22 protein-coding genes are annotated in these 26,373 nt (G+C 62.7%); 17 read left to right on the top strand and 5 right to left on the bottom strand.

From position 1 onward, the window contains the following. Positions 1-77 precede the first annotated feature (77 nt). The 3 genes from ACODR8_RS07600 to ACODR8_RS07590 all read left to right on the top strand — a co-directional run bounded on the left by ACODR8_RS07600 (position 78) and on the right by ACODR8_RS07590 (position 2,337). Positions 78-401: a 2Fe-2S iron-sulfur cluster-binding protein gene (locus ACODR8_RS07600; RefSeq protein ID WP_489006675.1), complete on the top strand. Its 324-nt coding sequence runs from the start codon at positions 78-80 to the stop codon at positions 399-401. Positions 402-415: 14 nt separating this feature from the next. After that, positions 416-1,627: a cytochrome P450 gene (locus ACODR8_RS07595; protein WP_489006674.1), complete on the top strand. Its 1,212-nt coding sequence runs from the start codon at positions 416-418 to the stop codon at positions 1,625-1,627. Between the two features lie 134 nt (positions 1,628-1,761). After that, positions 1,762-2,337 carry a hypothetical protein gene (locus tag ACODR8_RS07590; RefSeq protein WP_489006673.1) on the top strand — a complete coding sequence of 192 codons (576 nt, stop codon included), beginning with the start codon at positions 1,762-1,764 and terminating at the stop codon, positions 2,335-2,337. A 1-nt stretch (position 2,338) separates the two neighbouring features. Here the strand turns inward: ACODR8_RS07590 and ACODR8_RS07585 are convergent, their stop codons facing one another. Further along, entirely contained in the window at positions 2,339-3,241 is a 903-nt protein-coding gene (locus ACODR8_RS07585) for an SDR family NAD(P)-dependent oxidoreductase (RefSeq protein ID WP_489006672.1), read from the bottom strand. A gap of 134 nt (positions 3,242-3,375) precedes the next feature. Here ACODR8_RS07585 and ACODR8_RS07580 point away from each other — a divergent pair, with 134 nt between their 5' ends. From ACODR8_RS07580 to ACODR8_RS07560, 5 genes are read left to right on the top strand one after another with little or no spacing between them, the layout of a single operon-like run. Further along, positions 3,376-4,791 carry an MFS transporter gene (locus ACODR8_RS07580; protein WP_489006671.1) on the top strand — a complete coding sequence of 472 codons (1,416 nt, stop codon included), beginning with the start codon at positions 3,376-3,378 and terminating at the stop codon, positions 4,789-4,791. A gap of 44 nt (positions 4,792-4,835) precedes the next feature. Next, entirely contained in the window at positions 4,836-5,594 is a 759-nt protein-coding gene (locus ACODR8_RS07575; protein ID WP_489006670.1) for a nuclear transport factor 2 family protein, read from the top strand. Between the two features lie 5 nt (positions 5,595-5,599). After that, positions 5,600-7,027 (top strand): NAD-dependent succinate-semialdehyde dehydrogenase, encoded by a 1,428-nt coding sequence (locus tag ACODR8_RS07570; RefSeq protein ID WP_489006669.1) that lies wholly within the window; start codon positions 5,600-5,602, stop codon positions 7,025-7,027. A 3-nt stretch (positions 7,028-7,030) separates the two neighbouring features. Beyond that, on the top strand, positions 7,031-8,086 hold the full coding sequence (locus ACODR8_RS07565) for an amidohydrolase family protein (protein WP_489006668.1): 1,056 nt from the start codon (positions 7,031-7,033) through the stop codon (positions 8,084-8,086). Continuing rightward, positions 8,083-9,687: an MFS transporter gene (locus ACODR8_RS07560; RefSeq protein ID WP_489006667.1), complete on the top strand. Its 1,605-nt coding sequence runs from the start codon at positions 8,083-8,085 to the stop codon at positions 9,685-9,687. Before ACODR8_RS07565 ends, ACODR8_RS07560 begins: the two co-directional genes overlap by 4 nt. A gap of 4 nt (positions 9,688-9,691) precedes the next feature. Here the strand turns inward: ACODR8_RS07560 and ACODR8_RS07555 are convergent, their stop codons facing one another. After that, complete coding sequence (locus tag ACODR8_RS07555; RefSeq protein ID WP_489006666.1) at positions 9,692-11,161, bottom strand: lignostilbene-alpha,beta-dioxygenase; 1,470 nt, start codon at positions 11,159-11,161, stop codon at positions 9,692-9,694. A 103-nt stretch (positions 11,162-11,264) separates the two neighbouring features. Between ACODR8_RS07555 and ACODR8_RS07550 the strand changes: the two genes are divergently transcribed. From ACODR8_RS07550 to ACODR8_RS07515, 8 genes are all read left to right on the top strand, one after another. After that, complete coding sequence (locus ACODR8_RS07550) at positions 11,265-11,732, top strand: Saro_0803 family transcriptional regulator (protein ID WP_489006665.1); 468 nt, start codon at positions 11,265-11,267, stop codon at positions 11,730-11,732. A 270-nt stretch (positions 11,733-12,002) separates the two neighbouring features. Beyond that, a complete protein-coding gene (locus ACODR8_RS07545; protein WP_489006664.1) occupies positions 12,003-14,507 on the top strand; it encodes a TonB-dependent receptor in 2,505 nt (834 codons plus the stop codon). A gap of 61 nt (positions 14,508-14,568) precedes the next feature. After that, entirely contained in the window at positions 14,569-15,336 is a 768-nt protein-coding gene (locus ACODR8_RS07540; protein WP_489006663.1) for a glutathione S-transferase family protein, read from the top strand. Next, positions 15,333-16,082 (top strand): glutathione S-transferase family protein, encoded by a 750-nt coding sequence (locus ACODR8_RS07535; protein ID WP_489006662.1) that lies wholly within the window; start codon positions 15,333-15,335, stop codon positions 16,080-16,082. Before ACODR8_RS07540 ends, ACODR8_RS07535 begins: the two co-directional genes overlap by 4 nt. 4 nt (positions 16,083-16,086) lie before the next feature. Beyond that, on the top strand, positions 16,087-17,649 hold the full coding sequence (locus tag ACODR8_RS07530) for a class I adenylate-forming enzyme family protein (RefSeq protein ID WP_489006661.1): 1,563 nt from the start codon (positions 16,087-16,089) through the stop codon (positions 17,647-17,649). Between the two features lie 35 nt (positions 17,650-17,684). Further along, positions 17,685-19,802, top strand: coding sequence for a PQQ-dependent dehydrogenase, methanol/ethanol family (locus ACODR8_RS07525; protein WP_489006660.1), 2,118 nt, complete (start codon positions 17,685-17,687; stop codon positions 19,800-19,802). Then, positions 19,765-20,664 carry an amidohydrolase family protein gene (locus ACODR8_RS07520; RefSeq protein WP_489006659.1) on the top strand — a complete coding sequence of 300 codons (900 nt, stop codon included), beginning with the start codon at positions 19,765-19,767 and terminating at the stop codon, positions 20,662-20,664. The genes ACODR8_RS07525 and ACODR8_RS07520 overlap by 38 nt, the downstream gene beginning before the upstream one ends. A gap of 130 nt (positions 20,665-20,794) precedes the next feature. Further along, positions 20,795-22,189, top strand: a complete 1,395-nt coding sequence (locus ACODR8_RS07515) for a porin (RefSeq protein ID WP_489006779.1) — start codon at positions 20,795-20,797, stop codon at positions 22,187-22,189. A 418-nt stretch (positions 22,190-22,607) separates the two neighbouring features. Here ACODR8_RS07515 and ACODR8_RS07510 read toward each other — a convergent pair whose 3' ends face one another. Together ACODR8_RS07510 and ACODR8_RS07505 are read right to left on the bottom strand one after the other, a co-directional pair. After that, positions 22,608-23,546 carry an SDR family NAD(P)-dependent oxidoreductase gene (locus ACODR8_RS07510; protein WP_489006658.1) on the bottom strand — a complete coding sequence of 313 codons (939 nt, stop codon included), beginning with the start codon at positions 23,544-23,546 and terminating at the stop codon, positions 22,608-22,610. A gap of 15 nt (positions 23,547-23,561) precedes the next feature. Then, positions 23,562-24,443, bottom strand: a complete 882-nt coding sequence (locus ACODR8_RS07505; RefSeq protein WP_489006657.1) for a beta-keto acid cleavage family enzyme — start codon at positions 24,441-24,443, stop codon at positions 23,562-23,564. 112 nt (positions 24,444-24,555) lie between these two features. Between ACODR8_RS07505 and ACODR8_RS07500 the strand changes: the two genes are divergently transcribed. Then, on the top strand, positions 24,556-25,389 hold the full coding sequence (locus ACODR8_RS07500; RefSeq protein ID WP_489006656.1) for a helix-turn-helix transcriptional regulator: 834 nt from the start codon (positions 24,556-24,558) through the stop codon (positions 25,387-25,389). A gap of 272 nt (positions 25,390-25,661) precedes the next feature. On the opposite strand, the gene ACODR8_RS07495 is transcribed toward ACODR8_RS07500, so the two are convergent. Next, complete coding sequence (locus ACODR8_RS07495; RefSeq protein WP_489006655.1) at positions 25,662-26,354, bottom strand: CDP-alcohol phosphatidyltransferase family protein; 693 nt, start codon at positions 26,352-26,354, stop codon at positions 25,662-25,664. Positions 26,355-26,373: the final 19 nt, after the last annotated feature.

Here is a 26,373-nt window from a genome sequence, read left to right as displayed (position 1 = left end):
TTTATCGGGTCGTCGCGCTATGACCATGGATGAGAACAACGTTCTCATCAACCAGATTGACGATCAGGAGCAGGAAAATGGCAGCGGTCCGCTATGTTGAGGCGAACGGCACCGAATATGCGGTGCAGGTCCCCGACGGTGAGAATGTGATGCGCGCGGCGCTCGACCATGGGATAGAAGGCATTGTCGGCGAATGTGGCGGCGGCCTCGCCTGCGCCACCTGCCATTGCTATGTCGATGAAGCCTGGATCGACCGCCTGCCCGCACCCGACCAGGCCGAGCGCGACATGCTGGAATCGACCGCGTCGGAGCAAAGGCCGACCAGTCGGCTGAGCTGCCAGATCGTCGTCGATGCCTCGCTCGACGGGCTGATCGTCCACCTTCCCGCCACGCAATATTGAAGGAGGCTGGTTTCATGGCCACAACCGCAACCACCGAAATCCCCGCCCATGTGCCGCCCGAACTGGTGCGCGAAATCGGCCTGACCACCGGGGCCGACTTCCTGGCCGCACCGCATGATTTCATGGCGTCGCTGCACGACACCCATCCGCCGATTTTCTACAGCGTCAATCCGCTGGTCGGCAATGCCTGGGTCACGATCAAGCATGAGGATGCGTTCTTCGCGCTGCGCCATCCCGAATTTTTCACGACCGAAGGGGCAACGCCCTTCCCGCGCGATCCCAATAATTATTTCCACTTCATCCCGCTGGAAATCGATCCGCCGCACCATCGCAAATATCGCGCGATTCTCGACAAGACCTTTTCGCCGCAGGGCGTGTTGCGGCTTGAATCCTATATGCGCAACCTGACCAACGATCTGATCGACGGCTTCATCGACAAGGGGGAAGTGGAATTCACCACTGACTTCGGCCGTCCGCTGCCGGTGTCGATCTTCCTCGACCTGATGGGCCTGCCGCAGGAGATGCGGGATACGTTCGTCGGCTGGGCAGTGGATCTGCTCCATTCGCAGGACCGGATGAGCGCAGGCCTGGCGATGCGGGGGATCGAGGCCTATCTGGCGCAGGTCATCGCCGAAAAGACGGTGAAGCCTGATGAGGGCGTGATCAGCACCATCATTCAGGCGCGGCCCGATGGGCAGCCGCTGACCGAGCGGGAGATTTTCGGCTTCACCTTCTTCCTGTTCATCGCAGGCCTGGACACGGTGTTTGCGACCATGAACAATATCTGGCTGTGGCTGGCGCAGAACCCTGACCGGCGGCGCGAAATGATCGAGAACCCCGATCAGATTACTGCGCAGGTAGAGGAATTGCTGCGCGTTTTTTCGGTCACCTTCTCCGGTCGCACCGTCCGGCAAGATATGGAAATGCGCGGCATACAGATGAAGGCGGGCGACAAATTCACCAGCATCCTGCCCGCCTGCAATTACGACCCGGACATCTTCCCCAATCCGCGCGCCGTCGATTTCGGCCGTATGCGCAAACCCAACCTGGCCTTTGCCGGGGGCGTGCATAGCTGCATCGGCGCGCATCTGGCGCGGCTGGAGATCAAGATCGGCTTGCAGGAATGGCTGCGGCGGATTCCCGACTTCGCCGTCGCCCCTGATGCGCAGATCAGCTACTGGCCCGGCGGCGTCGTGGGACCAAAGGCGCTGCCGCTGGTCTGGTAGCCGCACCCGCTCGCCACGCCGGTAAAGGCTCCCCCGTGACACTTTACCGGCGGGCAAAGTGTCACGAGCGACAAAGTGCGACTCGGCGGAAATAGGGGATTCACAAGGCGGGCCGACTATGCTTGATTCACCTTATGTTTCATGCGCCCGTTTCTTCCCGCATTCCTGGCGGCAGCGATTTGTCACTGCTGCTCGACCAGTTGTCGCATTGCTGTTCCCGCCCCCGCTACGCCTTCATGCTGCTGACGCTCATCGCGGATGTGGCAAAGCCTGACGGCAGCGCGGGGCCGATGGTGCGGGTGGGCAAGGCGCTGGTTCCCTTGCGCGACTGGCTGTGCGACGCACTGACGCCCATGGGACATCGCGATCCCCGGCGCATGGCGCTGGTCGAGCGGGTGCGCGAGGAATTGCGCAAGGAGGAGCGGCTGACCGGGGACGCGGCGGTGGATGAGGCGCTGGTGCAGGATGAGGTGCGCACGCGGGTGCGCGCATCGGGCAAGACCAACCTTAGCCGGGCAGCGTCCGAACTGGTGAAGGCCGGACTGCTCAAGCGCCATTATCAGGGCTATCGCGTCGATCACCTCAATCGCGGGGCGCAGCGGCAGGCGGTCTATACGCTGACCGGGCGGGCGCGCGTGCTGATCGGCGCGCCGCGCCAGACTGCGACGCCGCCAGCCCGGCCGCGACAGGGTGATCTGTTCGCGGCGTAAGCTACGCCCGCTCCCGTGCAGCCTGTCTCGCCTTGGCGTAACTCTCCCGCCGCATCTTTTCGAAACCGACGCGCTGGTCGTGACCTGCATCGGCCGGATAAGGGCGGAAATCGGCGAGGATCTCGTCGAACACGGTGCGCAGCTCATCCGCAAATTCGGGGTGCGGGAAGATGTGGAAGCGGTTTTCCTGCATCGCGTCCAATGTCCGCGCGGCGATCACGTCCGGCTCCATGCCAAATTCGTGGATCTGGGCCAGTCGCGCCACGGCATTGCTGTCCACGGGCTTAGCGTTATCGCTCAGCGTCGCCGGGCGCACTTCGTCGCTGGCGTAGATGTGGCTTTTGACCAGACCGGGGCATAGCACGGACACGCCGATATTGTGCGGGGCCAGGCTGTAGCGCAGGGATTCGCTCATGCCCCGGACCGCGAATTTGGTGGTGTTGTAGATGCCCGGCGCGCCGCCGCACAGGAAGCTGGCCATTGATGCCGTGTTGACGATATAGCCGCCCAGCCCCGCCGCCTTGATGCGGGGGGCAAAGGTCATGACGCCGTTGATGACGCCATGCAGATTGACCCCCATCACCCAGTCCCAATCGTCATAGCTGGATTCGTCGATCGTCTGGAACAGGTTGATCCCGGCATTGTTGAACAGCAGGCTGACCGGACCAAGCGCCCGCTCCGCCTGCTCCGCCGCATCGGCAAAACCGCCGCGCGACGCGACGTCGAGCGGGATGCCAATGACATGCTGATTATCAAGCATCCTGAGCGCCGCTTCAATCGCATCCTCGCGAATATCGGCGATCGCCACCTTCGCACCCTGCGCCAGCAAGGCGCGAGCCAACCCCAGGCCGATGCCATTGGCACCCCCGGTCACAAAGGCGGTTCGCCCTTCAAAGTTCAGCATCGCTCTCTCCCTCATCCATATTTCTAACGGTCGTGAATTTTTACTCTCGCCATATTCGTATAGTTCACTTACAAATTCGCCAAGCCGAAATATCGCTCCGGCAACAGGAGCAGGCGAGGAAGAGGAGAAGGCTTGTGGCCCTGGCACCTGCGCCGATCGCGACCGAGAGTCGGTGGGTGGACCATGCGCGGGTGGCCACGGATGTGGATGCGCCCTCCTACTCCATGGCAGCGGCCTATTGGGCCTTGTTCGTCATCATCCTGGCGACCTTCGTGACCTTTTTCGAACAGGTCGTGTTCGCGATGCTGGCCGAGCGGATCAAGGCGGATTTCGGCCTGTCCGATTCGCAGCTTGGCTTTCTGGCGGGACCGGCCAGCATCATCTGCTACCTGTTCGTCGGTATCCCGCTGGCGCGACTGGCCGATATTTTCCCGCGCAAATTCGTGCTGGCGGGCGGAGTCGCGGCGATCGGGGTCATCACCGCGCTGGGCGGCATTGCGCAGAGCTTCTCCCAGTTTGTCGGCACGCGGGTGTTCCTGGCCGCGGGCGGATCGGCCCATGCGCCTGCATCCTATTCGCTGCTGGCCGACGCTTTTCCGCCGCGCATCCTGACCCGCGCCTTTGCTTTGCTGCAATTCGGCTTCATCGGCGGCACGACGTTGGGGCCTATCATCGGCGGTATGCTGATCGGCGTGGCGGCGGGATGGGCGCCGACGGTCCATGGCGGGCTTACCATATTGGGCTGGCAATGGCTGATGATCTGGCTGGGCCTGCCCGCGCTGCTGGTCGCTTTGCTGTTCCTGACCGTCAGGGAACCGCCGCGTCAGGCGGTGTCGCCCGATAGCATCACGCCGCCGGACAGCGCGCCGCTGGGCCGCCGCATCCTGACTTTCACCGGGCTGGACGCGGCCAGGGCGATCCACGCCAAACGACGGGTCTATTATCCTTTGTTCGCGGGACTGGCATTGAGCGCGATCGAGGTATTCGGCCTGCAATTCTGGCGCGTGCCGTTCATGATCCGCACCTATGGCTGGAACGAGGCGCAGATCGGCGCGGTCATGGGATCGATGACATTGGTCGCCTCGCTGCTCGGCCTGTTGCTGGGCGGGGTGTTCGTCGAATGGCTGGCCAAGCGCCATGCCGACGCCAATGTGCGGGCCGCCGCGATCTTCTTTGGCTGTGTCACCGTCTGCGCCATCCTCGCGCCGTTGATGCCCAATGGCTATGCGTCGCTGGCGGTGTCGAGCGTCGGCGCGATGTTCGGCATGGCCGGCGCCGTGCCGCAAAATGCCGCGATCCAGCGCGTCGCCCCCAACGCCATGCGGGGGCAGGTGACGGCGATCTACCTGTTCATGTTCACCTTTTTCGGCGCGATGGGCAGTTTCCTGGTCGGGCTGGTGCAGGACTATCTGGTCGGCGACCCGGCCCAATTGTGGAAGGCGCTGGTGATGACCGCCAGCGTGCTGCTGCCCATTGCCACGCTCTGCATGGTCCGGGCCATCCGCCCCTATCGCGAAGAGGTGGAACGGATCGCCGCCCAGGCTGTCTGACAGGTAGAATTTATGTAAGTATCCTATACAATAGGGAGAGTGGAATGTCTGACACAGATCGTATCGCCAAACTCGAAGAAACTGTCGCCAGCCTGTCCAGCCGCCTGCAACGGCGCGAGGATGAGCTGGACGTGCGCAAGCTGCAATATCTCTACGGCTATCTGATCGACAAATGCCTGTATAACGAGACGGTCGACCTGTTCACCGACGATGGCGAAGTACGCTTCTTCGGCGGCATCTGGCGTGGTAAGGAGGGGATACGCCGCCTCTATGTCGATCGGTTCCAGAAGCGCTTTACCCATGGCACCAATGGCCCGATCGACGGCTTCCTGCTCGATCATCCGCAGTTGCAGGACATTGTCGATATTGCCGAGGATGGGGTCACCGCCCATGCCCGCGCCCGGTCGATGATGCAGGCGGGGCGGCACAAGGATCATTGCGACCCGTCCAACCCGATGCTGGGGCCGCGCCAATGGTGGGAAGGCGGCATCTATGAAAACACCTACAGGAAGGTGGACGGTATCTGGCGGATCGCGATCCTGAACTATCTGCCGCAATGGCACGCCGATTTCGACAGCGGCTGGGCCAATACAAAGCCGGAATATGTCCCCTTCCCCAAGGACATCTATCCCGCCGACCCGACCGGTCCCGACGCGCTGATCGAGGATGCCTGGCTGTGGCCGACGCACAAGGTCGTCCCTTTCCATATGAAGCATCCGGTGACCGGCGAGGAGATTGTCGCGGAACGCTGGCAGGGGGATATCGATCGTGAACGCGCTGCCCGCGAAGCTGTGAGCGTCTGACCCCCATGACCTATCCAGACATCTATCTGATGATCGATGGCCAGCGCGTTGCTGGCGGGGGGCGGCGCACGCACAGCGTCGTCAACCCCGCCACGGGCGAGACGCTGGCGGAGCTGCCCTTGGCCGACGCGGCGGATCTGGACGCTGCACTGGCGGCGGCGCAACGCGGCTTCCTGCGTTGGCGCGAGTCCACACCGCAGGAGCGCGCGGCGGTGTTGCAGGGCGCGGCCCGGCTGATGGTCGAGCGGCAGGAGCAACTTGCCCGCATCGCCACGCTGGAACAGGGCAAGACGCTGGCCGAAGCGCGCATCGAAGTGATGATGAATGTCGGCCTGTTCAATTTCTATGCGGGCGAGACGTTCCGCCTCTATGGCCGCGCGTTGGTGCGTCCCGCAGGGCAGCGATCGACCGTGACGAAGGAGCCGGTCGGCCCGGTCGCCGCCTTTGCACCATGGAATTTCCCGCTCGGCAATCCGGGGCGCAAGCTGGGCGCGCCGATCGCGGCGGGATGCTCGGTAATCCTGAAGGCGGCGGAGGAAACCCCGGCGTCGGCGCTGGGTATCTTGCAATGCCTGCTTGACGCAGGCCTGCCGGGCGATGTCGCGCAGGCGGTGTTCGGCGTACCGGACGAAGTGTCTCGGCATCTCCTCTCCTCCCCCATCATCCGCAAGATGAGCTTCACCGGTTCCACCAGCGTAGGCAAACATTTGGCCAAGCTGGCGGCGGAGGATTGCAAGCGCACGACGATGGAACTGGGCGGCCATGGCCCGGTGCTGATCTTCAACGATGCCGATCTCAACCGCGCGCTCGATACGGTGGTAGCGGGCAAATATCGCAATGCCGGGCAAGTCTGCGTGTCACCGACCCGCTTCATTGTGGAATCAGGGGTTTATGAGCGGTTCCTGACAGGCTTTGTCGAGCGGGCGGAGAAGATCGTCGTTGGTGATGGTCTGGCCGATGGCAGCATCATGGGGCCGATGGCGAACGCCCGGCGGCTCGACGCGATGGACCGGCTGATCGGTGACGCGGTGGATAAGGGTGCGCGCCTCGAAACCGGTGGTGCGCGGATCGGCAATGCGGGCTATTTCTACGCGCCTACTGTCCTGTCCGGCACGCCGCTGACCGCCGCGATCATGAACGAAGAACCGTTCGGACCGGTAGCGCTTATCAACAGCTTCGCTGACGAAGCTGCGATGGTCACTGAGGCCAATCGCCTGCCTTATGGGCTGGCCGCCTATGCCTGGACCAGCGATGCCGCGCGCCAGCGCCGGGTCGCGCGCGCGATCGAGGCGGGGATGGTGGGGATCAACACCGCGATGATCGGCGGGTCGGACTCGCCCTTTGGCGGGGTCAAATGGTCGGGCCATGGCGCGGAGGACGGGCCGGAAGGCATTGACGCCTGCCTCGTCACCAAAGCCATCCACGAAGGATAAGCCATGACGCATGCATTGAATATCGGCGGCGATCGCGGCTATCTCCGCATCGCGACCGAGGAAGCCTTCGCCACGCGAGAGCAGATCGATGCCTATTTGCGCATGGTGCGCGATGGCAGTGCGGATCGAGGGATGGTGTCGCTCTGGGGCTTTTACGGTCAGTCGCCATCGCCCCGCGCGACGCAGATTATCGACCGGTTGCTGGACCTTGGTGAGCGGCGGCTGGCGGATATGGACGCGACCGGGATTGACGTCGCCATCCTCTCGCTGACCTCGCCCGGCGTGCAGCCGTTGCTGGACATGGCCGAGGCCAAGGCGATGGTGACACGGGCCAATGATCATCTCGCCGACCGCTGCGCCGCCCACCCGACGCGCTTCGTCGGCATGACTTCGATCGCCCCGCAAGACCCGGACTGGTCCGCTGCCGAAATCCGGCGCGGGGCGCGCGATCTTGGCTTCAAAGGCGTGATGGTGAACAGCCATACCCAGGGCGAGTATCTCGACGATCCCAAATTCGATCCGATTTTCCGCGCGCTCGCCGACACTGGCCAGCCGCTTTATATCCATCCCTCGACCCCGCCCGACGCGATGATCGGGCCGATGCTGGACGCGGGGCTGGATGGCGCGATCTTCGGCTTTGGCGTGGAGACGGGGATGCACCTGCTGCGCCTCATCACCATCGGCATTTTCGACCGCTATCCCGATCTCCAGATCGTCGTCGGTCATATGGGGGAGGCGCTGCCCTATTGGCTCTATCGGCTGGATTATATGCATCAGGCGGGCGTGCGGTCGCAGCGCTATGAACGGATGAAGCCGCTCAACAAGACGATCCACGACTATATGCGCAGCAATGTCAGCGTCACCACCAGCGGCATGGCATGGGAACCTGCGATCCAGTTTGCGCAAAAGGTGCTGGGGGAGGATCGGGTGCTGTACGCGATGGACTATCCCTATCAATATGTGCCGGACGAGGTGCGCGCGCATGATCTGCTCGACATATCCGACACGGCCAAGCGCAAGCTGATGCAGACCAACGCCCAGCGCCTGTTCGCCCTGTGAGCATCATCGTGCCACCACGCAGGACGGCCTATTATGCGCTGGCGCTGGTGGCGGCGACCAATATGGTCAGCCTGCTCGACCGCAATATCCTCGCCATATTGGCCCCTGCGATCAAGGCGGACCTGCATATCGGCGACGCGGAAATGGGGCTGCTCTACGGCACGGTGTTCGCGCTTTTTTATGCGCTTTTCTCGCTGCCTTTGGGGCGGCTGGCCGATGGCTGGATACGCACGCGGTTGCTGGCGACCAGCATCAGTTTCTGGTCGATCGCTACCGCCGGGGCCGCCTTTGCCGGCGGTTTCTTCACGCTGATGCTCTCGCGTCTGTGCGTCGGCATTGGTGAGGCGGCGGCCCAACCGGCGGGTACGAGCCTGGCCTATGATTATTTCCCACAGCAGCGGCGCGGCTTTGTCATGGCGGTGATTGCGGCGGCCATCGCCATGGGTCTTGGCGGATCGCTGATCATCGGCGGAGTTGCAGCGCAATGGTGGAGTGCGCGCTATGCCGGGGGTGGCGCACCGCTGGGGCTGGCTGGCTGGCAATTCGCTTTCGCCGTCGCCGCTGCGCCCGGTTTCATCATCGCCATCCTGATGGCCCGGCTCAAGGAACCGCAGCGCGGCGCGATCGACGGCATCGCCACCCCGCCCGATCCCCACCCCTTCCGCGCCAGCTTCGCGGTACTGGCGGCGGTGACGCCGGGCGTCCATTGGCTCAGCCTGCGACAGGCGCGCGCCAGCGGCAGGGAATGGACGCTCAATGTCGGCTTGCTGGCGCTGATCATACTCGCTTCGCTTGGCGCGATGCATGGCGCGCAGATAGTATCGCCGCGCCCGCCCTTGCTGCTCGGCGGTTTTTCGGTCAGCCCGCATGTCGTCCAGTGGAGCGTCATCGGCTTTGGCGCTTTTGTCATCGCCAACCTGCTGCAAAATCTCAAACGGCGCGATCCGGTCGCCTTCGCCGTCATCACCGGCAAGCCCTCGCTGCTGCTCTGCATCGCGGCGGGCGCGCTGCAATGTGTCATCAACTATGGCGTCATGGGCTTTACCCCATCCTTCCTGATGAAGGCCTATGGCCTGTCGCCAGCCGTCACGGGGATGCAGTTCGGCCTGCTTTCGGCGGGGCTTGGCATCGTCGGCCCGATGATCGCCGGTCCCCTGTCCGACCGTATCGGCGCGCATCGCCTGTCGCGCCGGGTATGGGTGGCGCTGTTCGCCATGGGCGTGTCGCCATTCGTTGCGCTCTGGGTCTATCGCGCCCCGGATGCTGGCGATTTCTACCTGCGCTTCACCCTCTACAGCCTGATCCTGACGATGTGGATGCCGCCCATCTATGCGTTGATGTTCGAACAGGTGTTGCCGCGGATGCGGGGGTTGACCGTCAGCCTCTATGTCGTCGTCTCGACCATCTTTGGCCTGGGGACTGGTCCCTATGTCGTGGGCATGATCAGCGACGCGCGCGGCGGTGATCTGGGCGGAGCGATACTGGCGATCAACTGGGTCGCGCCGGTGATCGTCATCCTGCTGCTGATCATCCTGTTCCGGGTCGAGCGCGATCATGCCAGCCTGCTCCCCCGCGCCCGTGCTGCGGGGGAGCCGGTCTAAAGCCTTACGCCGCCAAGCCGATCTGGTCGGCATTTGCCCAATTGCCATGCAGGCCAAAGCGCAGGCGGATCGGCACACGGACCTGCGCGATCGGTCCCTTGGCGATGTCGGTCGCATCGAACAGCAACAGGTCGGACCGATGGTCGGCCAACCGGTTGCACACCATGACGATCCACCCGTCCCCCTCCGCCGCATCGGCCGAACGCGGAATGAAGCAGGGTTCCTGGAGGGAGGATACCGGCCCGCACCACCATTTTTGCTCCTGCCCCGTCGCATGATCGACCATGCCCAGCGTGTTCATGATCATGCCGCCCGCGCTGCCGCCCTTCAGTTCGACCGGTTGGGCGGGATCGATCACCAGCATCCAGCCATAGCGATAGGGCAACCCGGTAAAGCGATCGTCGATACGCGGAAATTCGCCCATCATGGCTGTCAGTCGCCGCGTGCCTGCAAAATCATCGCCATTGGACGCCATGTCCACCGTCCAGCGAGTCAGGAAACTCGCCGCCTCCTGCGGGTTGAACGGCGCGCCGTGGATGTCGGGGAAGAAGGGAAACATATTATTCTTCGCTTCGGGCGTGTCGAAATGGATTTTCGTGCCATCCTGAAAGGCGTTCATGACATGGCTGGCAAAGCAATTGTCGCGCTTGAACCAGCGTATGTCGGCAGCGGTCGCGTCGGCGCGACGCGGCAGGACGCCCAGATAGACGGGCAGCGTGGTATCAAAGCCGAAATGGGGCAAGCCCTGCTCCAGCCGTTCCCAGCTGGACGTGCTGGGGACGACATGGAACAGCGCATAATCGGGCGTGATCGCGAAATCATGCATCATCGCATAATAGGGCAGTTCGAACCAAAGCTCCTGTTTCAGCGTCCCGTCGGGTGACACGACATAATAGGTCATGTCGCGGGTCAGCACCCCCTTGGCCGCATAGCCGAAGGCGATCATGTCGCCGGTCGCCGGGTCGATCTTGGGGTGGGCGGTAAAGGTCTGGCCGGTCATCGCGCCGCCAAAGCGGGTATAGCCGTCCGTCTCCAGCGTCGCCGGGTCCATCGCCAGCGCAGGGCTGTCCTCCTTCAGCGCATAGAGTTTGCCGCCATGGATGAAGGCGGTGGTGTTGGCGGTGCCGCGGATCTGGCCCTTGACCGCCGGGTCGTCGGTCAGCGGGTTGCGATAGGCGCCGAACAGCCCGCGTCCCGCCTCATGCTCCAGCTTCCATTTGTCGGTTTTCGCCCAACGCTGGCGGAAATCGACCCGGCCGTCATGGAAACGAAACATGGTGATCATGCCGTCGCCATTGAAGGCGATGTCGTCGCCCAGCCGTGGCGGAAATTGCGGGTCGGGCTGCACCCGGTAGAAAGCGCCATCCAGTTCGGTCGGCACAGCGCCGATCATGTCCAGATCGGCAATGTCCGCCTCAATCCGCGACGGCGTGTTGAACCCGGTGAAGGAGGGCGTTTCGGGGAAATGCGCCACGGCTGATCCTCTGCTTATGATTGTTGGCTACATTGTATGTAACCTACACATATTTTCAAGCCGCAGGATTGACGCTCAACTCTTTAGTCTCCACACTGTTACTATGAATACCATGGACAAGGATCTCGATCCGCTCGCTTTGTTTCCCGACCCCCGTCTCAGCGGCATTGACGGTCTCGTCGGCTTCCACATCCGGCTGGCGAGCGCGGCGGTTTATCAGCATTTTACCGAGACGTTCAGCGATCTGGGCCTGACCCAGAAGCAGGTCGCGGTGCTGTGGCTGATCGAGGATCAGCCTGCTATTGCGCAGGCGGACATTGGTCGGCGGCTGAAAATGGACCGGGCCAGCGTGATGGCGATCGTTAATCGGATGCAGGATCGCGGCTTCCTGAAACGCGGCGAATCCACGCAGGATCGTCGTCGCCAGACGCTCAGCCTGACCGACGCGGGGCGCGAGTCGCTGGCGGCGGCGCGCACCTGCATCGCCGAGCATGAAAACTGGCTCAAGGCCCGGTTCAGTCCGGCGGAAACCGCGATGCTGGTGGAGTTGCTGCGCCGCGTCTATGTCTGACCGGAAAAGCGCAGAAGCAGGGCTTTTCAAGCAGTTGGCGATTGGCCTCTTCTGAACCTGTTACAGCCAGTACCACCAATATAGATAACAGCATTATTTGCTCTCTCGTAATATCAGCAAATATTGCGTCAATAGTCGTTGCGGGGGTGAAGAGGCTCTTGCAACGCAGAAAATTGTATGCCTTACTAACAATCGACGCACAGCAGCGTCATTGGCGGGTCACGTCCGGGCAGGACGGATCTCAAGCCGGTTTAGGAGAGGGGATTTCCCATGCAGTACGCGCTTCGTACCACGATGACGCACGCCCTGTTGGCGTCGGCGTCCATCCTCGCAATCACCACGCCAGCATCGGCGCAGTCGTCGGCACCGCCACAAACGGCACCACAGGCCGCCGAGCAGGAGACGCTGTCGCCCGGCATGGTCGCCGACATTGTCGTCACCGCCCAGTTCCGTGAACAGCGGCTTCAGGACACGCCCATTTCCATTACCGCGGTCAGTGCCGCGGAGCTGGAAGCGAAGAGCCAGGTCAATCTGGCCCAGGTCGCCGACGCCGCGCCCAACGTGTCGCTCAAGCCCCAGGGGGCGTCCTTTGGCCCGTCCATTTCCGCCAGCATCCGCGGCGTGGGCCAGAATGACTTTAACCCCGCCTATGAACCGGGCGTCGGCATCTATATTGACGACGTCTATTATCCTCAACTGACCGGTGCAGTGTTCGAGCTGCTCGATCTCGACCGTGTCGAGATTTTGCGCGGGCCGCAGGGAACGCTGGCGGGGCGCAATGCCGAAGGCGGCGCGATCAAGCTCTATTCCAAGCGGCCATCGGGTGACGGTGGCGGCTTTGTCGAGGTCAATTACGGCATTCGCAACCGCATCGGCATCCGTGCGGCGGCGGACTTCGGCATTACCAGCACCCTGTCCGCCCGTATTTCCGGTGTGGCGCGACAGCAGGAGGGCTTTGTCGATCGTATCGATTATGGTTGCGCCAATCCGGGCGGCGGCATCGCATCGACCCAGCCTGCGGGCGACTGCGTCATCAGCAAGCTGGGCGGCGTTGGCTATCAAGCGATCCGTGGCATCCTGTTCTGGGAACCGAGCGACAAGCTCGATGTAACCGTCATCGGCGACTATACCCGCGACGAACACACGATCGCTGGCGAAGTGCTGCTGGAAACCAGCACGGTCAATTCACCCAATACCAATCCCGCGCCGGGCATCCCCTATGATAATCGATTCATATGCGGCCGCTACTGCAACTATATCGGCACCGGCCAGCCTGCGGGCGTCTGGGTGCCGCCCATTCCGGTCGATCCATTCGGCGCGGCCGGTACGCCGCTGGCTGCCACGCAGGGTACGGACCGCAGCCTGTATCAGGGTTGGGGCGTGTCGGGCCAGATCAACTATAAGCTGAGTGATGCCTTCGCGCTGACCTCCATCACTGGCTATCGCGCCTTCGACACGCAATTTGATTCCGACGACGATATCTCGCCCGCCAATATTGGCTTTGGCCGCAACTATCTGGAAAATTGGAGTTTCAGTCAGGAAGTCCGGCTGAATGCGGAACTGGGCGAAACGCTAAACGGCACGGTCGGCGGCTATTATTTCAAGCAGAAATCGACATACGACTCCCTTCAGGACATTCGCTATGTTCCGGTCTATCCGCTTCAGTTCCGGCAACCCGATCCGACCAAGGCCGACGCCAAGGCCGTGTTCGCGCATCTGTCGTGGAAGCCGATGGAGCGGATGACGATCAGCGGCGGGGTGCGCTACACCAGCGAGTCCAAGGACCAGACCTATTTCCGCCTGAACTATGACGGCACCGTCAACGCCTTCCTTGACCCTGTCGGCGCTACCTATGGCATTGGTTATGCAGGCGCCGATACGCTGGATTACAACCGTAATGGCAATGTCACCGAAACCGTGACGGCATTGTCGGGGTTGACCGCCCATTATAGTGCCAAGCGCTGGGACTATCGGATCGCGGCCGATTACCGCCTGTCGGACAATTTCATGGTCTATGGGTCGGTCTCCACCGGCTTCAAGGGCGGCGGCAGCAACCCGCGTCCCTTCAATACGCAGCAGGTCATCGCCTTCCAGCCGGAAAAGCTCATTGCCTATGAGATCGGCTTCAAGAGCGACATGTTCAACCGCCGCCTGCGCTTCAATGCCGCGGCCTTCATCAACGATTATACCGACATCCAGATCCCGGTGCTGACCTGCCCCGGCGCGCCCTGTGCCGCTCGCCTCAATGCGGGCGATGCGCAGGTCAAGGGGTTCGAGGCGGAACTGACCGCCTATCCGGTCGATGGCCTCGCGATCGACGCCTCGATCAGCTATCTCGACTTCAAATATAAGGCTGGCAGCCTCAGCCCGGCTGCGGCCTATCCGACCAATCCGGGCGGCGTGTCGGCCGACGATCCGCCAGTCTCGCCGCCCTGGAAATTCAGCCTGGGCGCGCAGTACAAGATCGACCTCGACAGCGCCGGCAGCCTGACCCCCCGCTTCGACGTCACCTATGAGGACAAGAAATATGCCGGATCATCCGTGATCGGTACGACCCGCAACCTCAATTTCGTGCCTGCCTATACGCTCGCCAATGCGCGACTGACCTGGGCGAATGCGGACAATGACCTCGACATATCGCTGGAAGTCACCAACCTGTTCGACAAATATTATTTCCTGTCGGTGTTCGACCTGCGTGGCGCAGGGGCGGGCGTGCGCAAGGGACGCCCCGGCAACCCGCGCGAATGGGCGATTTCGGTCAAAAAGAAATTCTAATCCCCGCCTGACCGGGCGGCCCATGCCGCCCGGTCCCCTGGATCATGGAGACACTATCGGCATGACCGACGTTACCCTCTACCATTGGGAACCCAACGCCAATTCGGGCAAGCCCATGTTGGCGCTGTTTGAAAAGGGCGTGGCGTTCGACAGCCATTATCTCGACCTGTTGAATTTCGACCAGCACAAGCCCGATTATCTGGCGGTCAACCCGCTCGGCACCATTCCCGCCATGACCCATGGTCAGCATGTGCTGACGGAATCCACCGCGATCATGGAATATGTCGATGAGGCGTTCGACGGCCCGCGCCTGATGCCCGCCGACCCGGTGGACCAGTGGCGCACGCGCTGGTGGATGAAATTCCTCGACCAGTGGCTTGCCCCCAGCTTCTCGATGATTGGATGGAGCGTGTTTGTTGGTCCTTCGGTGCGGCAAAAGGACCCCGCTGAACTGGAAGCCGCGATCGACCGCATCCCGATGCCCGAACGGCGCGTTGCCTGGCGCAAGGCGATCAACGGCGCTTTTTCGGCGGAGGAGATGGCCGAATCCCAGCGTCGCGTGGCGCTTGGCATCGGTTATCTCGAACAGGCGCTGGGCCAGCGAGAATGGCTGGCGTCGGACAGTTATGGACTTGCCGACATAAACGGCTTCAACCTCGCCTACGCCATGCCGCTGTCGCAGCCGCAGCTGTGCAATGACAGCCTGACCCCCAACATCATGCGCTGGCTGCGCGCCATCTATGCGCGCCCCGCGACCCGCGCCTGCTGGGCGCTGGGCCGCACCGACCTCGCCCGCCGCATCTCCCTGCTCGAAAGCGAACCGGCATGACGACCATCCTTTATCATGGCCAACCCAATGGCCCGTCCTTCACCGTCCTCGCTGCGGCGTTCGAGAAGGATGTCGCGCTGGAACTCCGCCCAATCAACCTCGTCGCAGGTGACCGCCACGATGCCGCCCTGCCCCACCCGATCGAAGTCGACCAGTCGATCGAGGGCGAAGGGCCGGTGCTGGTGGTCGATGGCGTCGCGATGACCGACAGCGTGTTTCTGGCCTGCTATCTCGATGAAGTGGGCAGCGGCCCTGCACTGCGCCCGGCCGATCCCTATGCCCGCTGGCAGATGATGGCCTGGTGCCGCCATGTCATCGAACGTGTTGCGCCCGCAGCCGCCTGCCTGGGCGTGGCCTCCGCCCCTCCCGCTGCCGTCCCCGCCGGCATTGCGAGCGCGGACCTGGAGGGACGCTGGCGTGACGCAGTGGAGGGCCGCGCAGACGAGGCGCAACTGGCCGACAGCCGCGCGAAGATCGGGCAGGCGGTCGAGAAGATCGAAGCGCAACTGGCCGACGGTCGCGACTGGCTGACGGGGAACTTCTCGATTGCGGATCTGGAAACCCATGCCTGGCTGGCGGGGATGCGGGGCATCGTGCCGGATGCCTTTGCCGCCTCGCCATTGACCGACGCCTGGGAAGCCCGTTTACGCGCCCGCCCGGCGGTGGCGCGGGCGCTCGGCCTTGCCACCGTGCCTCATCCCGAAGCCATCTGGGCGCCCGGCCCGGAGATTAACCGCTGGGGCTGAGACAATGCGTGCGATCGACTATTTCGACCGGGGCCATGACATCGCCCCCGACCATGTCTGCCTGATCGATGCGGTCAGCGGAGAACGCTTGAGCTTTGCGGAGGTCAGCGTGCTGACCCGGCGGATCGCGGTCGCACTCTATGCCGCGGGTTTTCGCAATCAGGAACCGGTCGCGCTCTATGGTCCCAACAGCGCCGCGATGATGGTTGCCTTGCTCGCCATCTGGCGCGCCAATGGCCAGTGGGTGCCGGTCAACACCCGCAACGCGATCGACGCGAACGCCGCCTATCTCGACTATGTCGGCTGTAGCTGGCTCTTCTATCATAGCAGCCAGTCGGGCGACGTGATGCAGCTCAAGGCGCGCGTCCCCGGCCTGACGCATTTCATCTGCCTCGACCGGGCGCAGAATGGCGACCCCTCGCTCGACCAGTTCATTGCCGGGGCCGATGGTGACACCCTGCCCGACCTGTCCGATCCGTTCGGGCGACCCGACGATGTCGTTGGCCTCTTTCCCACCGGCGGCACGACTGGCCCGTCCAAGGGCGTGGTCGTCACCAATAGCGGTTGGGGTACGATGATCGAGACGGTGGCGCAGGCAGTCGATGGCCGCACGGACGCGCCGGTGTCGCTGGTGGTCGCGCCGATCACCCATGCTGCTGGGCCGGTCGCGCTGGCGACGCTCTCGCTGGGCGCGACCCAGATCATTCTGCCCGGCTTCGACGCTGCCGCCGTGCTGGATGCGATTGCCACCCATCGCGTCACCCATGTCTATATGCCGCCCACCGCGCTTTACGGCCTGCTCGATGCGCCGCAACTGGCGCAGGCCGACACCTCGTCGCTCGAAATCTTCCTGCTGGTCGGATCGCCCGTTTCCCCGGAAAAGCTCCGTCGCGCGGTGGAGGTGTTCGGGCCATGCCTCTGCCAGGCCTATGGGCAGGTGGAAGCGCCGATGATCGTCACCTGGCTTTCGCCCGAAGTCGTGGCGGCGGCAGCCGCGGGCGACCGGCCCGAACGGCTCGCCAGCTGCGGGCTGCCGACCCGATCGGTCATGATCGCCATCATGGACGATGACGGGCATTTGCTGCCCGATGGCGAGGCAGGCGAACTGGTGGTGCGCGGCGCGCTGGTGTCGCGCGGATATCATGCGCTGCCGTTGGAGACTGCCGAAATCCGTACCTTTGGCTGGCACCACACCGGCGACATTGCCCGCCGCGACGCCGATGGCTTTCTCTATATCGTCGATCGCAAGAAGGACATGGTCGTGTCCGGCGGCTTCAATGTGTTCACCGCCGAAGTCGAGGCCGCGATCACCGAGCTGGGCGCGGTGCGCGAATGTGCCGTCATCGGCATCCCCGACGCAAAATGGGGCGAGGCGGTCCATGCCATTGTCGTGGCCGACGAAATCGATGAAGCTGCCATCATCGCCCATGCCAAGGCCCGGTTGGGCGGAGTGAAAGCGCCCAAAAGCGTCGCCTTCGTCCCCGCCATCCCCCGAACGGCAGTGGGCAAGATGGACAAGAAAGCCCTGCGCGCGGCCCATTGGTCGGGTGAGCGAATGGTCAACTAATCAGGATGACAACATCCGCGAGAACAAAGGACGGGATGAGGATGCGGGTTGCAGTCTGGGCAATGACGATGGGCAGTCTGGCGCTGGTCGCCTGTAGCCAGGGCAATGGCGCGACCGGCGTCAGCGGCGTTGACGCGGCGCGGATCATTGCTGCCGCACCCGCGCAATGGCTCTCGACCGGGCGCACCTATGACGAGCAGCGTTTCAGCCCGCTGACTACGATCAATCAGGATACGATCGGCAGGCTCGGTCTCAACTGGTTCGCCGATCTCGACACCAATCGCGGGCAGGAGGCGACGCCCTTGTTCATCGATGGTGTCCTCTATGTCTCGACCGCCTGGAGCATGGTGAAGGCCTATGACGCGCGCACCGGCAAGCTGCTCTGGTCGTTCGACCCGGCAGTGCCGCGCGAAACATTGGTCAAGGCCTGCTGCGACGCGGTCAATCGCGGCGTGGCGGCATGGGGCGACAAGATCTTCGTCGGCACGCTCGACGGGCGGCTGATCGCCATCGACCGCAAGACGGGCAAGGCCGCGTGGAGCGTCGTCACCCTCGACCAGAGCAAGAATTACACCATCACGGGCGCGCCGCGGGTCGTGAAAGGCATGGTCATCATCGGCAATGGCGGCGCGGAGTTCGGCGCGCGGGGCTATGTCGCCGCCTATGATGCGGACACGGGCAAGGAGCGCTGGCGTTTCTACACCGTCCCGGCGCAACCCGGCACGGAACGGGAACCGGACTATCTGAAGAAAGCGGCGGCCACCTGGCATGGCGAATGGTGGAAGCAGGGCGGCGGCGGCACGGTGTGGGACGCAATGGCCTATGACCCGGACCTCGACCTGCTCTATATCGGCGTCGGCAACGGATCGCCCTGGAATCAAGCCTATCGGTCGGAGGGGAAGGGCGACAATCTCTATCTGTCCTCGATCGTCGCGGTTCATGCGAAAACCGGGCAATATGCCTGGCATTACCAGACGACGCCCGGCGACAGCTGGGACTTTACCGCCACCCAGCACATCATGCTGGCCGATCTCGACATGGGCGGTGCCAGGCGCAAGGTGCTGATGCAGGCGCCCAAGAACGGCTTTTTCTACATGCTCGACCGGACCAACGGAAAGCTGTTGTCGGCCAAAAATTTCGTGCCGGTCAATTGGGCCAGCGGCATCGACATGACGACCGGGCGGCCGATCGAAAACCCTGAGGCGCGCTACTATAAGACCGGCAAGCCCTTCATCGGCTCCCCCGGCGCGACCGGCGCGCATAGCTGGCACCCGATGGCGTTCGATCCCAAATCATCGCTGGTGTTCATCCCGGCCAATCTCGCTGCCTTCCCCTACATAGCTGAAAAGGGATGGAAAGCGAACAGGCTGGGCTTCAATGTCGGTGTCGATATCGCCGCCGCCGCGATGCCAGCCGACAAGGCGGTGCGCGACGCGGCGATGAAGGCGACCACCGGCGCACTCATCGCCTGGGACCCGATCGCGCAGAAGGAACGCTGGCGGGTGTCCTATAAAGGACCATGGAATGGCGGGCTGCTTGCGACTGGCGGCGATCTGGTGTTTCAGGGGACGGCGACCGGGGATTTCAACGCCTATGCGACGAAGGATGGGCGCAAGCTCTGGTCCTTCCCGGCGCAGACCGGCATCGTCGCGGCTCCCATCAGCTATGAACTGGACGGGCAGCAATATGTCGCGGTGATGGCGGGCTGGGGCGGCGTCTGGGCGCTCGCACCCGGCATCCTGTCCGACAAGAGCGGGCGGAGCCGCAATATCTCCCGCCTGCTGGTGTTCCGGCTGGATGGCAAGGCGGCCCTGCCCCCCGCGCCGCCACTGACAAAGATGCCGCTCGATCCTCCGCCCTCTACCGCCAGCCCCGCAACGATCGCGGCAGGCGCGGCGCGCTTTGGCCGCTATTGCAGCACCTGCCATGGCGATGCAGCGATCGGCGGCAGCATCGTCCCCGACCTGCGCCATAGCGGCACGCTGAACGACGCCGACATATGGAAGCAGGTCGTCCATGACGGCGCGCTCAAGGACAATGGCATGGTCAGCTTCGCGTCGATCTTCACGGCGGCGGAAATTGACGACATCCGCGCCTATGTCATCCACCGCGCCAATGAAGATAAAGTATTGGAAACCGCCAATGCCGATTGATCCGTCCAAAATCCTGGCCATCGACGTGCATGTCCATGCCGAGATATCCTGCCATGACCCGGAGGATCCGGTGATGGCCAAATATTTCGACGCAGCGTCGGCCTATTTCAAGGCGGATCGCAAGCGCCCGACCATCCCTGAAACCATCGCCTATTATCGCGCGCAAAATATCGCCTTCTGCCTGTTCACGGTCGATTGCGAAAGTGGCATCGGGGCCAAGCGGATCAGCAATTATGAAGTGGCGGACATCGCGGCGGAACATGACGACATCGTCATCCCCTTCGCCTCCATCGATCCGCGCAAGGGCAAGTTCGGTGCGCGAGAAGCCCGCGATCTGGTCGAAAATCATGGGGTCAGGGGCTTCAAATTCCATGGCATCATGCAGGATTGCCACCCGGCTGACCGGGTCGCCTATCCCATCTATGAAGTCATCGCCGAACATGGATTGCCCGCCATTTTCCACACCGGCCATTCGGGCATGGGAACGGGGATGAAGGGCGGCGGCGGCGTGCGTCTGAAATATGGCCAGCCCATATTGGTGGATGATGTCGCGGTCGATTTCCCCGACATGAAAATCATCCTGGCCCATCCCAGCTGGCCCTGGACCGACGAAAGCCTGTCGATGGCGCTGCACAAGGATAATGTGTTCATGGACCTTTCGGGCTGGTCGCCCAAATATTTTCCCAAACAGGTGATCCAATACGCAAATACGCAACTTAAAACTAAGATGCTGTTCGGGTCGGACTGGCCGCTCATTCGCCCGGAAAAATGGATCGATGCCGCGCGTGAGGCGGGTTTTCGGGAAGAGGTGCTGCCGCTGATCATGAAGGATAATGCAGTCAGGCTGCTTGGGCTCGGCTGAACTGCGAATCCCGATGGCTCGATTGTTACAGATTCAAGTCTGTTGCTGTCATATACATGTCATCGAATCGCCATAAATGCCCGCTCGACATGATGAGGGGCAAGTGAAGATGCGATCGAGACATATGCAGATGGGTCTGGCCGTCAGCCTGCTGGCGCTGATGCCGCAGGCCGCGCAGGCGCAGACGGTAGAGCAACTGCAAACGCAGATTGACGAGCTGAAAGCACAGGTCCAGTCGCTTGTCTCGGCGCTCGCTGCCAGCAAGAGCCAGACCGCGCCCGTCGTCGCGCAGGTGCCGCCTCAGTCGACAACGCCGGCCACGACATCTGCCGCAGCGCCCGCCGTGCTGGCATCGGCTCCCGCACCAGTACCTGCCGCTGCACCGGCCAAGTCCAAGGCCTGGTATGATCGCCTGACCCTGCGCGGCTATACCCAGATGCGCTACAATGCTTTCCTGTCGGGCGACGACACCGCGCCTGCGGGCGTGTCGCGCCTCCGCTCTGTCCATGACAGCAGTATTTCGGATCGCGGCAGCTTCTCGCTCCGCCGCGTTCGCCTGATCGTTCAGGGCGATATTTCCGATCGCGTCTCCCTCTATCTCCAGCCCGACTTTGCAACAGCGGTCAATAATCAGGCCGGCTCCGAACGGCGCGAAGGTTTCGTCCAGTTGCGCGACGCCTATGCCGACGTGTTCCTGGACAAGGCCAAGAGCTTTCGCGTGCGCTTTGGCCAGTCCAAAGTCCCCTATGGCTGGGAAAATATGCAATCCTCGTCCAACCGGCTGACGCTCGACCGCAGCGACGCGATCAACAGCGCGGTGCCGAGCGAGCGGGACCTTGGCATCGTTGCCTATTACACCCCGCCTTCGGTCCAGAAAATCTGGGATGAGCTGACCCGCGACGGACAAAAATTGTTCGGCAATTACGGTGCCTTCGGCGTCGGCGTGTTCAACGGCCAGGGCATCAACAAGACCGAGCAGAATCGCGGCCTGATGAAGGTGGCGCTGGCGACATGGCCGTTCGAAATTGGCGATCAGGTCGTCGAATTTGGCGGATCGGCAATGCTGAACGACGTCCAGCCCGAACTGCGCAGTGGCATCATCAGCCCGGTCGCCTACAAGGATAATCGCGTCGGCCTGCACGCCATGCTCTATCCCAAGCCCTTCGGCATCCAGGCCGAATGGAATTGGGGCAAGGGACCGGAATTTGATGTCGCCACCCAGTCGATCCAGACCAAGAATTTGCAGGGCGGCTATGTCCAGGCGATGATGCGCCTGCCGACCGAAAATCTGGGATCGATGATGCCCTATGGCCGCTGGCAGCATTATCGCGGCGGATGGAAGGCGGGGACCAACGCCCCGCGCCTGGAAACCGACGAATTTGAACTGGGCGTCGAATGGCAGCCATGGAAGGCGCTGGAATTCACCTTCGCCTATGCCCGGATGAAGCGCGCCGAAGCCGACGAACGCCGCACCGGCCGTGCGGAAGGCAACCTCATCCGCACGCAGGTTCAGTGGAATTATTAATGGGTCATCGCTTGCTTGGCGTGCGCTGTCCTACATCAGTCGACCATGCTAAAAAGCCTGTCGGGATCGCGGCCAGGAAAAGACATATAATGTCGCGAACTTGATATAAAATGTCGCATTTGCCGGGAAATATGCGAAGTTAAGCGCAAGCCTGTAGGATTTTGACGTTCCGAAAAAAGCTGGCCGGGCTAACCCCTTTTCGCCCGGCCAGAGGGACGTAATACCAAGCTGCGATGATCTTGCCCCATGAAACTCCTCCCCCTTGAGGGGGAGGTTGGGTGGGGGTGTGCTGCCGCCAGCGTGGACGCTCAGCTTCGCCTCGCTCCCCCTCCCCTTGATTGGAGGCGCGTGACTCCAATCAACCCTCCCCGCCGGGGAGGGGAGATGAGTCACAATCAACGTGATTTGGTATAAAAATTCAGCTGTCGACTGTTTCCCTGGCGCTACGCTGCGCCAGCTGGGCGTCGAACACCGGGTTGGACAGCAGGAAACCAATCTCCCTGGCCCGCTCCTGATTGACCGTCTCATGCGGCATCGACGCCAGGATCGCATCAAACCGCGTCCGCATCCCGGCGGCAAATTCGGGGTGGGTCAATATATAAAGGTCGTTGGCGCATATCCCCGTCAGCACCCGCTCACCCACTTCGTCTGCGCTCATCCACAGCGGCGAGACAGGGCGCTTCTCCAGTTCCTCCTCGCGCTGGCGATAGCCGCTATCTTCGCGATATTCGGCGGGCCGCAACTCGCCGCTATGGGCGATATTGCTCTGCACCGGTCCCGGCATGAAGGCTGAAACGCCGATATTCTCCGCCGCCAGTTCCCCCCTTATCGCTTCGGAAATGCCCAGCACCGCCGCCTTGGCCGCTGTATAGATGGCCGAATAGCTGATCGGGATGAGCGCCGACTGGGATGATGTGGTGACGATCTGTCCGCCCTCGCCATGTGCCTTGATCCGCGGAAGGATGGTGACGAGGCCGTTGATGACCCCGCCCAGATTGACCCCCATGCCCCAGTCCCAGTCATCGAACCGCGCGTCCAGCACCGGACCCATCACGCCAACCCCGGCATTGCCGACCAGCATATGGATTTTCCCGAACCGCGCCTCCGCTGCATCCGCCGCACGGGCGAAAGCGGCGCGGTCGGTCACGTCCAGCTGCACCGTCTCCACCTGCGCATCGGCGGCCAGATCGGCCTTTGCGGCTGCCAGCGCGTCCTGCCGTATGTCGGCGATCACGACATTGGCCCCCGCCCGCACCAGCGCCCGCGCTATGCCGAGGCCAATGCCGTTCGCGCCGCCAGTGATGAAGGCCGTCCGCCCCCGGACATCGGCCATAGGCGCTGTGATTGCCTGCGTCATCTCTCTCTCTCTCCCTTACTGTTTCAGGCCAAGCATCGCGCGCGCTTCCCCGGCGCTGGCGATGTCGCCGCCCATCCGCTCGATCATCTCGACGCCCCAGCGGACCAGATCGGCATTGTCCGCCGCCATGCGCCCACGCCGTAGATAGATGGTGTCCTCAAAACCGACCCGGACATTGCCGCCCAGCAGCACCGATTGCGCCGCCATCGGAAAACTGTGGCGGCTCACGCCAAAGCCGGTGAAGGGGGTGCCGCGCGGTATCTGGTTCTTGGCGTAGAGCATCGCTTCGGTCGTGGCGGGCAGGCCATATTTGGTCCCCAGCACGAAAGTGAAGGGCGCGTTTTTGGGAATTGCGCCCTTGGCCATCAGATCGTCGGCAAAGACGAAATCGCCTGCCTCGAAACATTCAATCTCCGGCAGGACGCCCGCATCCTGGATCATATGCCCCATGGTGGTGATCATCGGATCAAGATTGATCGCCACCCCGCCCCAGAGCTGCATCGTACAGATGTCGAGCGTACACATGTCGGGCTTGAGGTCGAGAATATGCTCCAGCCGCCGCTGCGCCGTGAACATCAGCGTGCCGGGGCCGCAGACCGCCGGATCTTCCGCACTCTGCATCCAGGTACAGCCCGGCCCGGTCGTGACATTCAGGATCAACTCGTCATTTTTCGCACGGATAAGGCCCACCACCTCGCGATAATCCTCCAGCGCCTGCGACGGATCGCCGGTTTCGCGGTCGCGGACATGCAGGTGGATGATCGAGGCACCCGCTTCCGCCGCTGCCAGCGCTTCTGCCGCGACATGATCGGGCCGGAACGGGAAATTGGGATGATCGGGCATCGGCGAACTTCCCGTCACCGCGCAGGTCAGAAATAGCTTGCCAGCCAACCGCACTCTCCTGTCTTGTGTCGGCTATGTTGCCGACCCTTGATCAGGGGTCTTGCAGAGGAAGCGGCTCACAAGAAGGCCGGTGGATGTCCCATTATAGAGAGTAACTGGATAAGGCATGGCACAGCGGGAAGAATTGTCGCGTTTCCTGAAAGCCGCGCGCGCCAAGCTGGCGCCGTCCGACGTCGGCCTGCCCGCGGGCGAGCGCCGACGGACACGCGGCCTGCGGCGCGAGGAAGTGGCGACGCTCGCGGGGATGAGCGTGACCTGGTACACATGGTTCGAACAGGGGCGAGAGGTGCAACTGTCCGCGCCGATGCTGGAGCGGCTGAGCCGCACCCTGCGCCTCTCCCCCAATGAACGCGAATTTCTCTTCGCCCTGGCCCAGCATCGCCCGCCGCCGCTGGCCATCCGACCGGACGAAACGATCCATGCCGGCACCCAGCATCTGATGGACGCGCTTTCCATTCCCGCCCTGGTCATCATAGAGGATTGGACGGTCATCGGCTGGAACCGGCTGGTCGCCCGCGCCTTTCGCGATTACAGCCAGATGCCGCGGGAACAGCGCAACCTGTTCCGCATCCTGATGCTCAATCCGCGCTACCGTGCCGACCCGGACAAGTTTCAGGACATGTGCCGCCGCCTGATCGCACGCTTCAAATGGGACTATAGCCGCACCAGCCAGCCGGACGTGTTTGAAGGCATCATTGCCGACATGCTGGAGCAGTCCGAATTTTTCCGCCAATATTGGCAGGAGTCGGAAATCATGGCGCATTTCGAGGATACCAATATCGCCGATATGCCCGGCGTGGGCGAAATCATGTTCCGCCACACCAGCTATGCGATCGAGGAAGCGCCGGGGCAAAGGCTGTTGCTGTTCGCGCCATTGGACGATGTCAGCGCGGCGCGTCTGGCCCGGCTGATGGCGGAGGCCGATCCGGTTACTGCCTGAGCGAAATAGCCGCGAACAAGCCTCTTCTCCCGCCGCGCAATTATGCTATGATCGGCGTCATAAAATAATGGAGAGGGAACCATGCTGCTACTGGCACGGTGTCTGGACTGGCTTTGCCTTGCTTTTGCATCGGGCGTTCAGGACGAAATGCGTCTGAACGAGTTGATTCTGGGTGCGACCCAGCGATCGACCGCGGCGCATGACGCAACCGCACAATCGCTTCCGCATCGCTGAACCCTGTCGATATGTTGCGAGCCGGACGGTAAAGCCGGTTAGCGGCCCGCATCCTTTGCGTCGCTGATCGCCAGACGCTTCGCGGTCGTGAGCGTCTGGATGACGAACAGCAGGATCAGGATCACCGAGACGACACCGACAAACAGGTCGAACCCGGAAATCGCGCCGAACAGGCCGGGCGCATAGCCCAGCGCCATCATCGCCAGCGTCAGGCCGATCAGCATCAGCCGCAATTCCGTTGGCCCGGCGGACAGGTAGGACAGTTTGAACTCCCCCATCACCCGCGCCGCCAGATAGGCATGGATCGACAACAGGAGATAACCGGCCAGCGCCACCAGCGCGACATCCATGCGAATATAGGGGCTGGCCCCCATCCCCGCCAATATCAGCAAGGTAGCAAGACCATCGCAACTATGGTCGATAAAATAGCCATAGGATGGCCGCTCGATCCGGCGGAACCGCGCCAGGCTGCCGTCCATCGAATCGCCGAACCATTGCAGCACATAGCCACCGATCGCCAGCCACAACCAATGGACATGCAGACTGCTGGCAGCGTAACCGGCAAAAATGGCGAATGCGCCGATCATGCCAAGTACGGTCAACAGGTCGGGCGTGACCCATAGCGGCATACGGGCGCAGAGCCAGTTGAGGAGGCGGCGTTCGGATGCTGCCAGCACATTTTGCTGGATGCGATCGATCGGAGGAGAGGATGGGCCGGAGGGCAATGTCATGGCGCCTTATGACGAACAC

Source organism: Sphingobium sp. FG58, from assembly GCF_057809055.1.
This window is presented reverse-complemented; position numbering and strand designations above follow the sequence as displayed.

What these genes read in the sequence shown, in the direction of transcription:
- ACODR8_RS07600 (WP_489006675.1), top strand. Translation starts at nt 78, where the DNA reads ATGGCAGCGGTCCGCTATGTTGAGGCGAACGGCACCGAATATGCGGTG.
- ACODR8_RS07595 (WP_489006674.1), top strand. Translation starts at nt 416, where the DNA reads ATGGCCACAACCGCAACCACCGAAATCCCCGCCCATGTGCCGCCCGAA.
- ACODR8_RS07590 (WP_489006673.1), top strand. Translation starts at nt 1,762, where the DNA reads ATGTTTCATGCGCCCGTTTCTTCCCGCATTCCTGGCGGCAGCGATTTG.
- ACODR8_RS07585 (WP_489006672.1), bottom strand. Translation starts at nt 3,241, where the DNA reads ATGCTGAACTTTGAAGGGCGAACCGCCTTTGTGACCGGGGGTGCCAAT.
- ACODR8_RS07575 (WP_489006670.1), top strand. Translation starts at nt 4,836, where the DNA reads ATGTCTGACACAGATCGTATCGCCAAACTCGAAGAAACTGTCGCCAGC.
- ACODR8_RS07570 (WP_489006669.1), top strand. Translation starts at nt 5,600, where the DNA reads ATGACCTATCCAGACATCTATCTGATGATCGATGGCCAGCGCGTTGCT.
- ACODR8_RS07565 (WP_489006668.1), top strand. Translation starts at nt 7,031, where the DNA reads ATGACGCATGCATTGAATATCGGCGGCGATCGCGGCTATCTCCGCATC.
- ACODR8_RS07550 (WP_489006665.1), top strand. Translation starts at nt 11,265, where the DNA reads ATGAATACCATGGACAAGGATCTCGATCCGCTCGCTTTGTTTCCCGAC.
- ACODR8_RS07545 (WP_489006664.1), top strand. Translation starts at nt 12,003, where the DNA reads ATGCAGTACGCGCTTCGTACCACGATGACGCACGCCCTGTTGGCGTCG.
- ACODR8_RS07540 (WP_489006663.1), top strand. Translation starts at nt 14,569, where the DNA reads ATGACCGACGTTACCCTCTACCATTGGGAACCCAACGCCAATTCGGGC.
- ACODR8_RS07535 (WP_489006662.1), top strand. Translation starts at nt 15,333, where the DNA reads ATGACGACCATCCTTTATCATGGCCAACCCAATGGCCCGTCCTTCACC.
- ACODR8_RS07530 (WP_489006661.1), top strand. Translation starts at nt 16,087, where the DNA reads ATGCGTGCGATCGACTATTTCGACCGGGGCCATGACATCGCCCCCGAC.
- ACODR8_RS07525 (WP_489006660.1), top strand. Translation starts at nt 17,685, where the DNA reads ATGAGGATGCGGGTTGCAGTCTGGGCAATGACGATGGGCAGTCTGGCG.
- ACODR8_RS07520 (WP_489006659.1), top strand. Translation starts at nt 19,765, where the DNA reads ATGAAGATAAAGTATTGGAAACCGCCAATGCCGATTGATCCGTCCAAA.
- ACODR8_RS07515 (WP_489006779.1), top strand. Translation starts at nt 20,795, where the DNA reads ATGGGTCTGGCCGTCAGCCTGCTGGCGCTGATGCCGCAGGCCGCGCAG.
- ACODR8_RS07510 (WP_489006658.1), bottom strand. Translation starts at nt 23,546, where the DNA reads ATGACGCAGGCAATCACAGCGCCTATGGCCGATGTCCGGGGGCGGACG.
- ACODR8_RS07500 (WP_489006656.1), top strand. Translation starts at nt 24,556, where the DNA reads ATGGCACAGCGGGAAGAATTGTCGCGTTTCCTGAAAGCCGCGCGCGCC.
- ACODR8_RS07495 (WP_489006655.1), bottom strand. Translation starts at nt 26,354, where the DNA reads ATGACATTGCCCTCCGGCCCATCCTCTCCTCCGATCGATCGCATCCAG.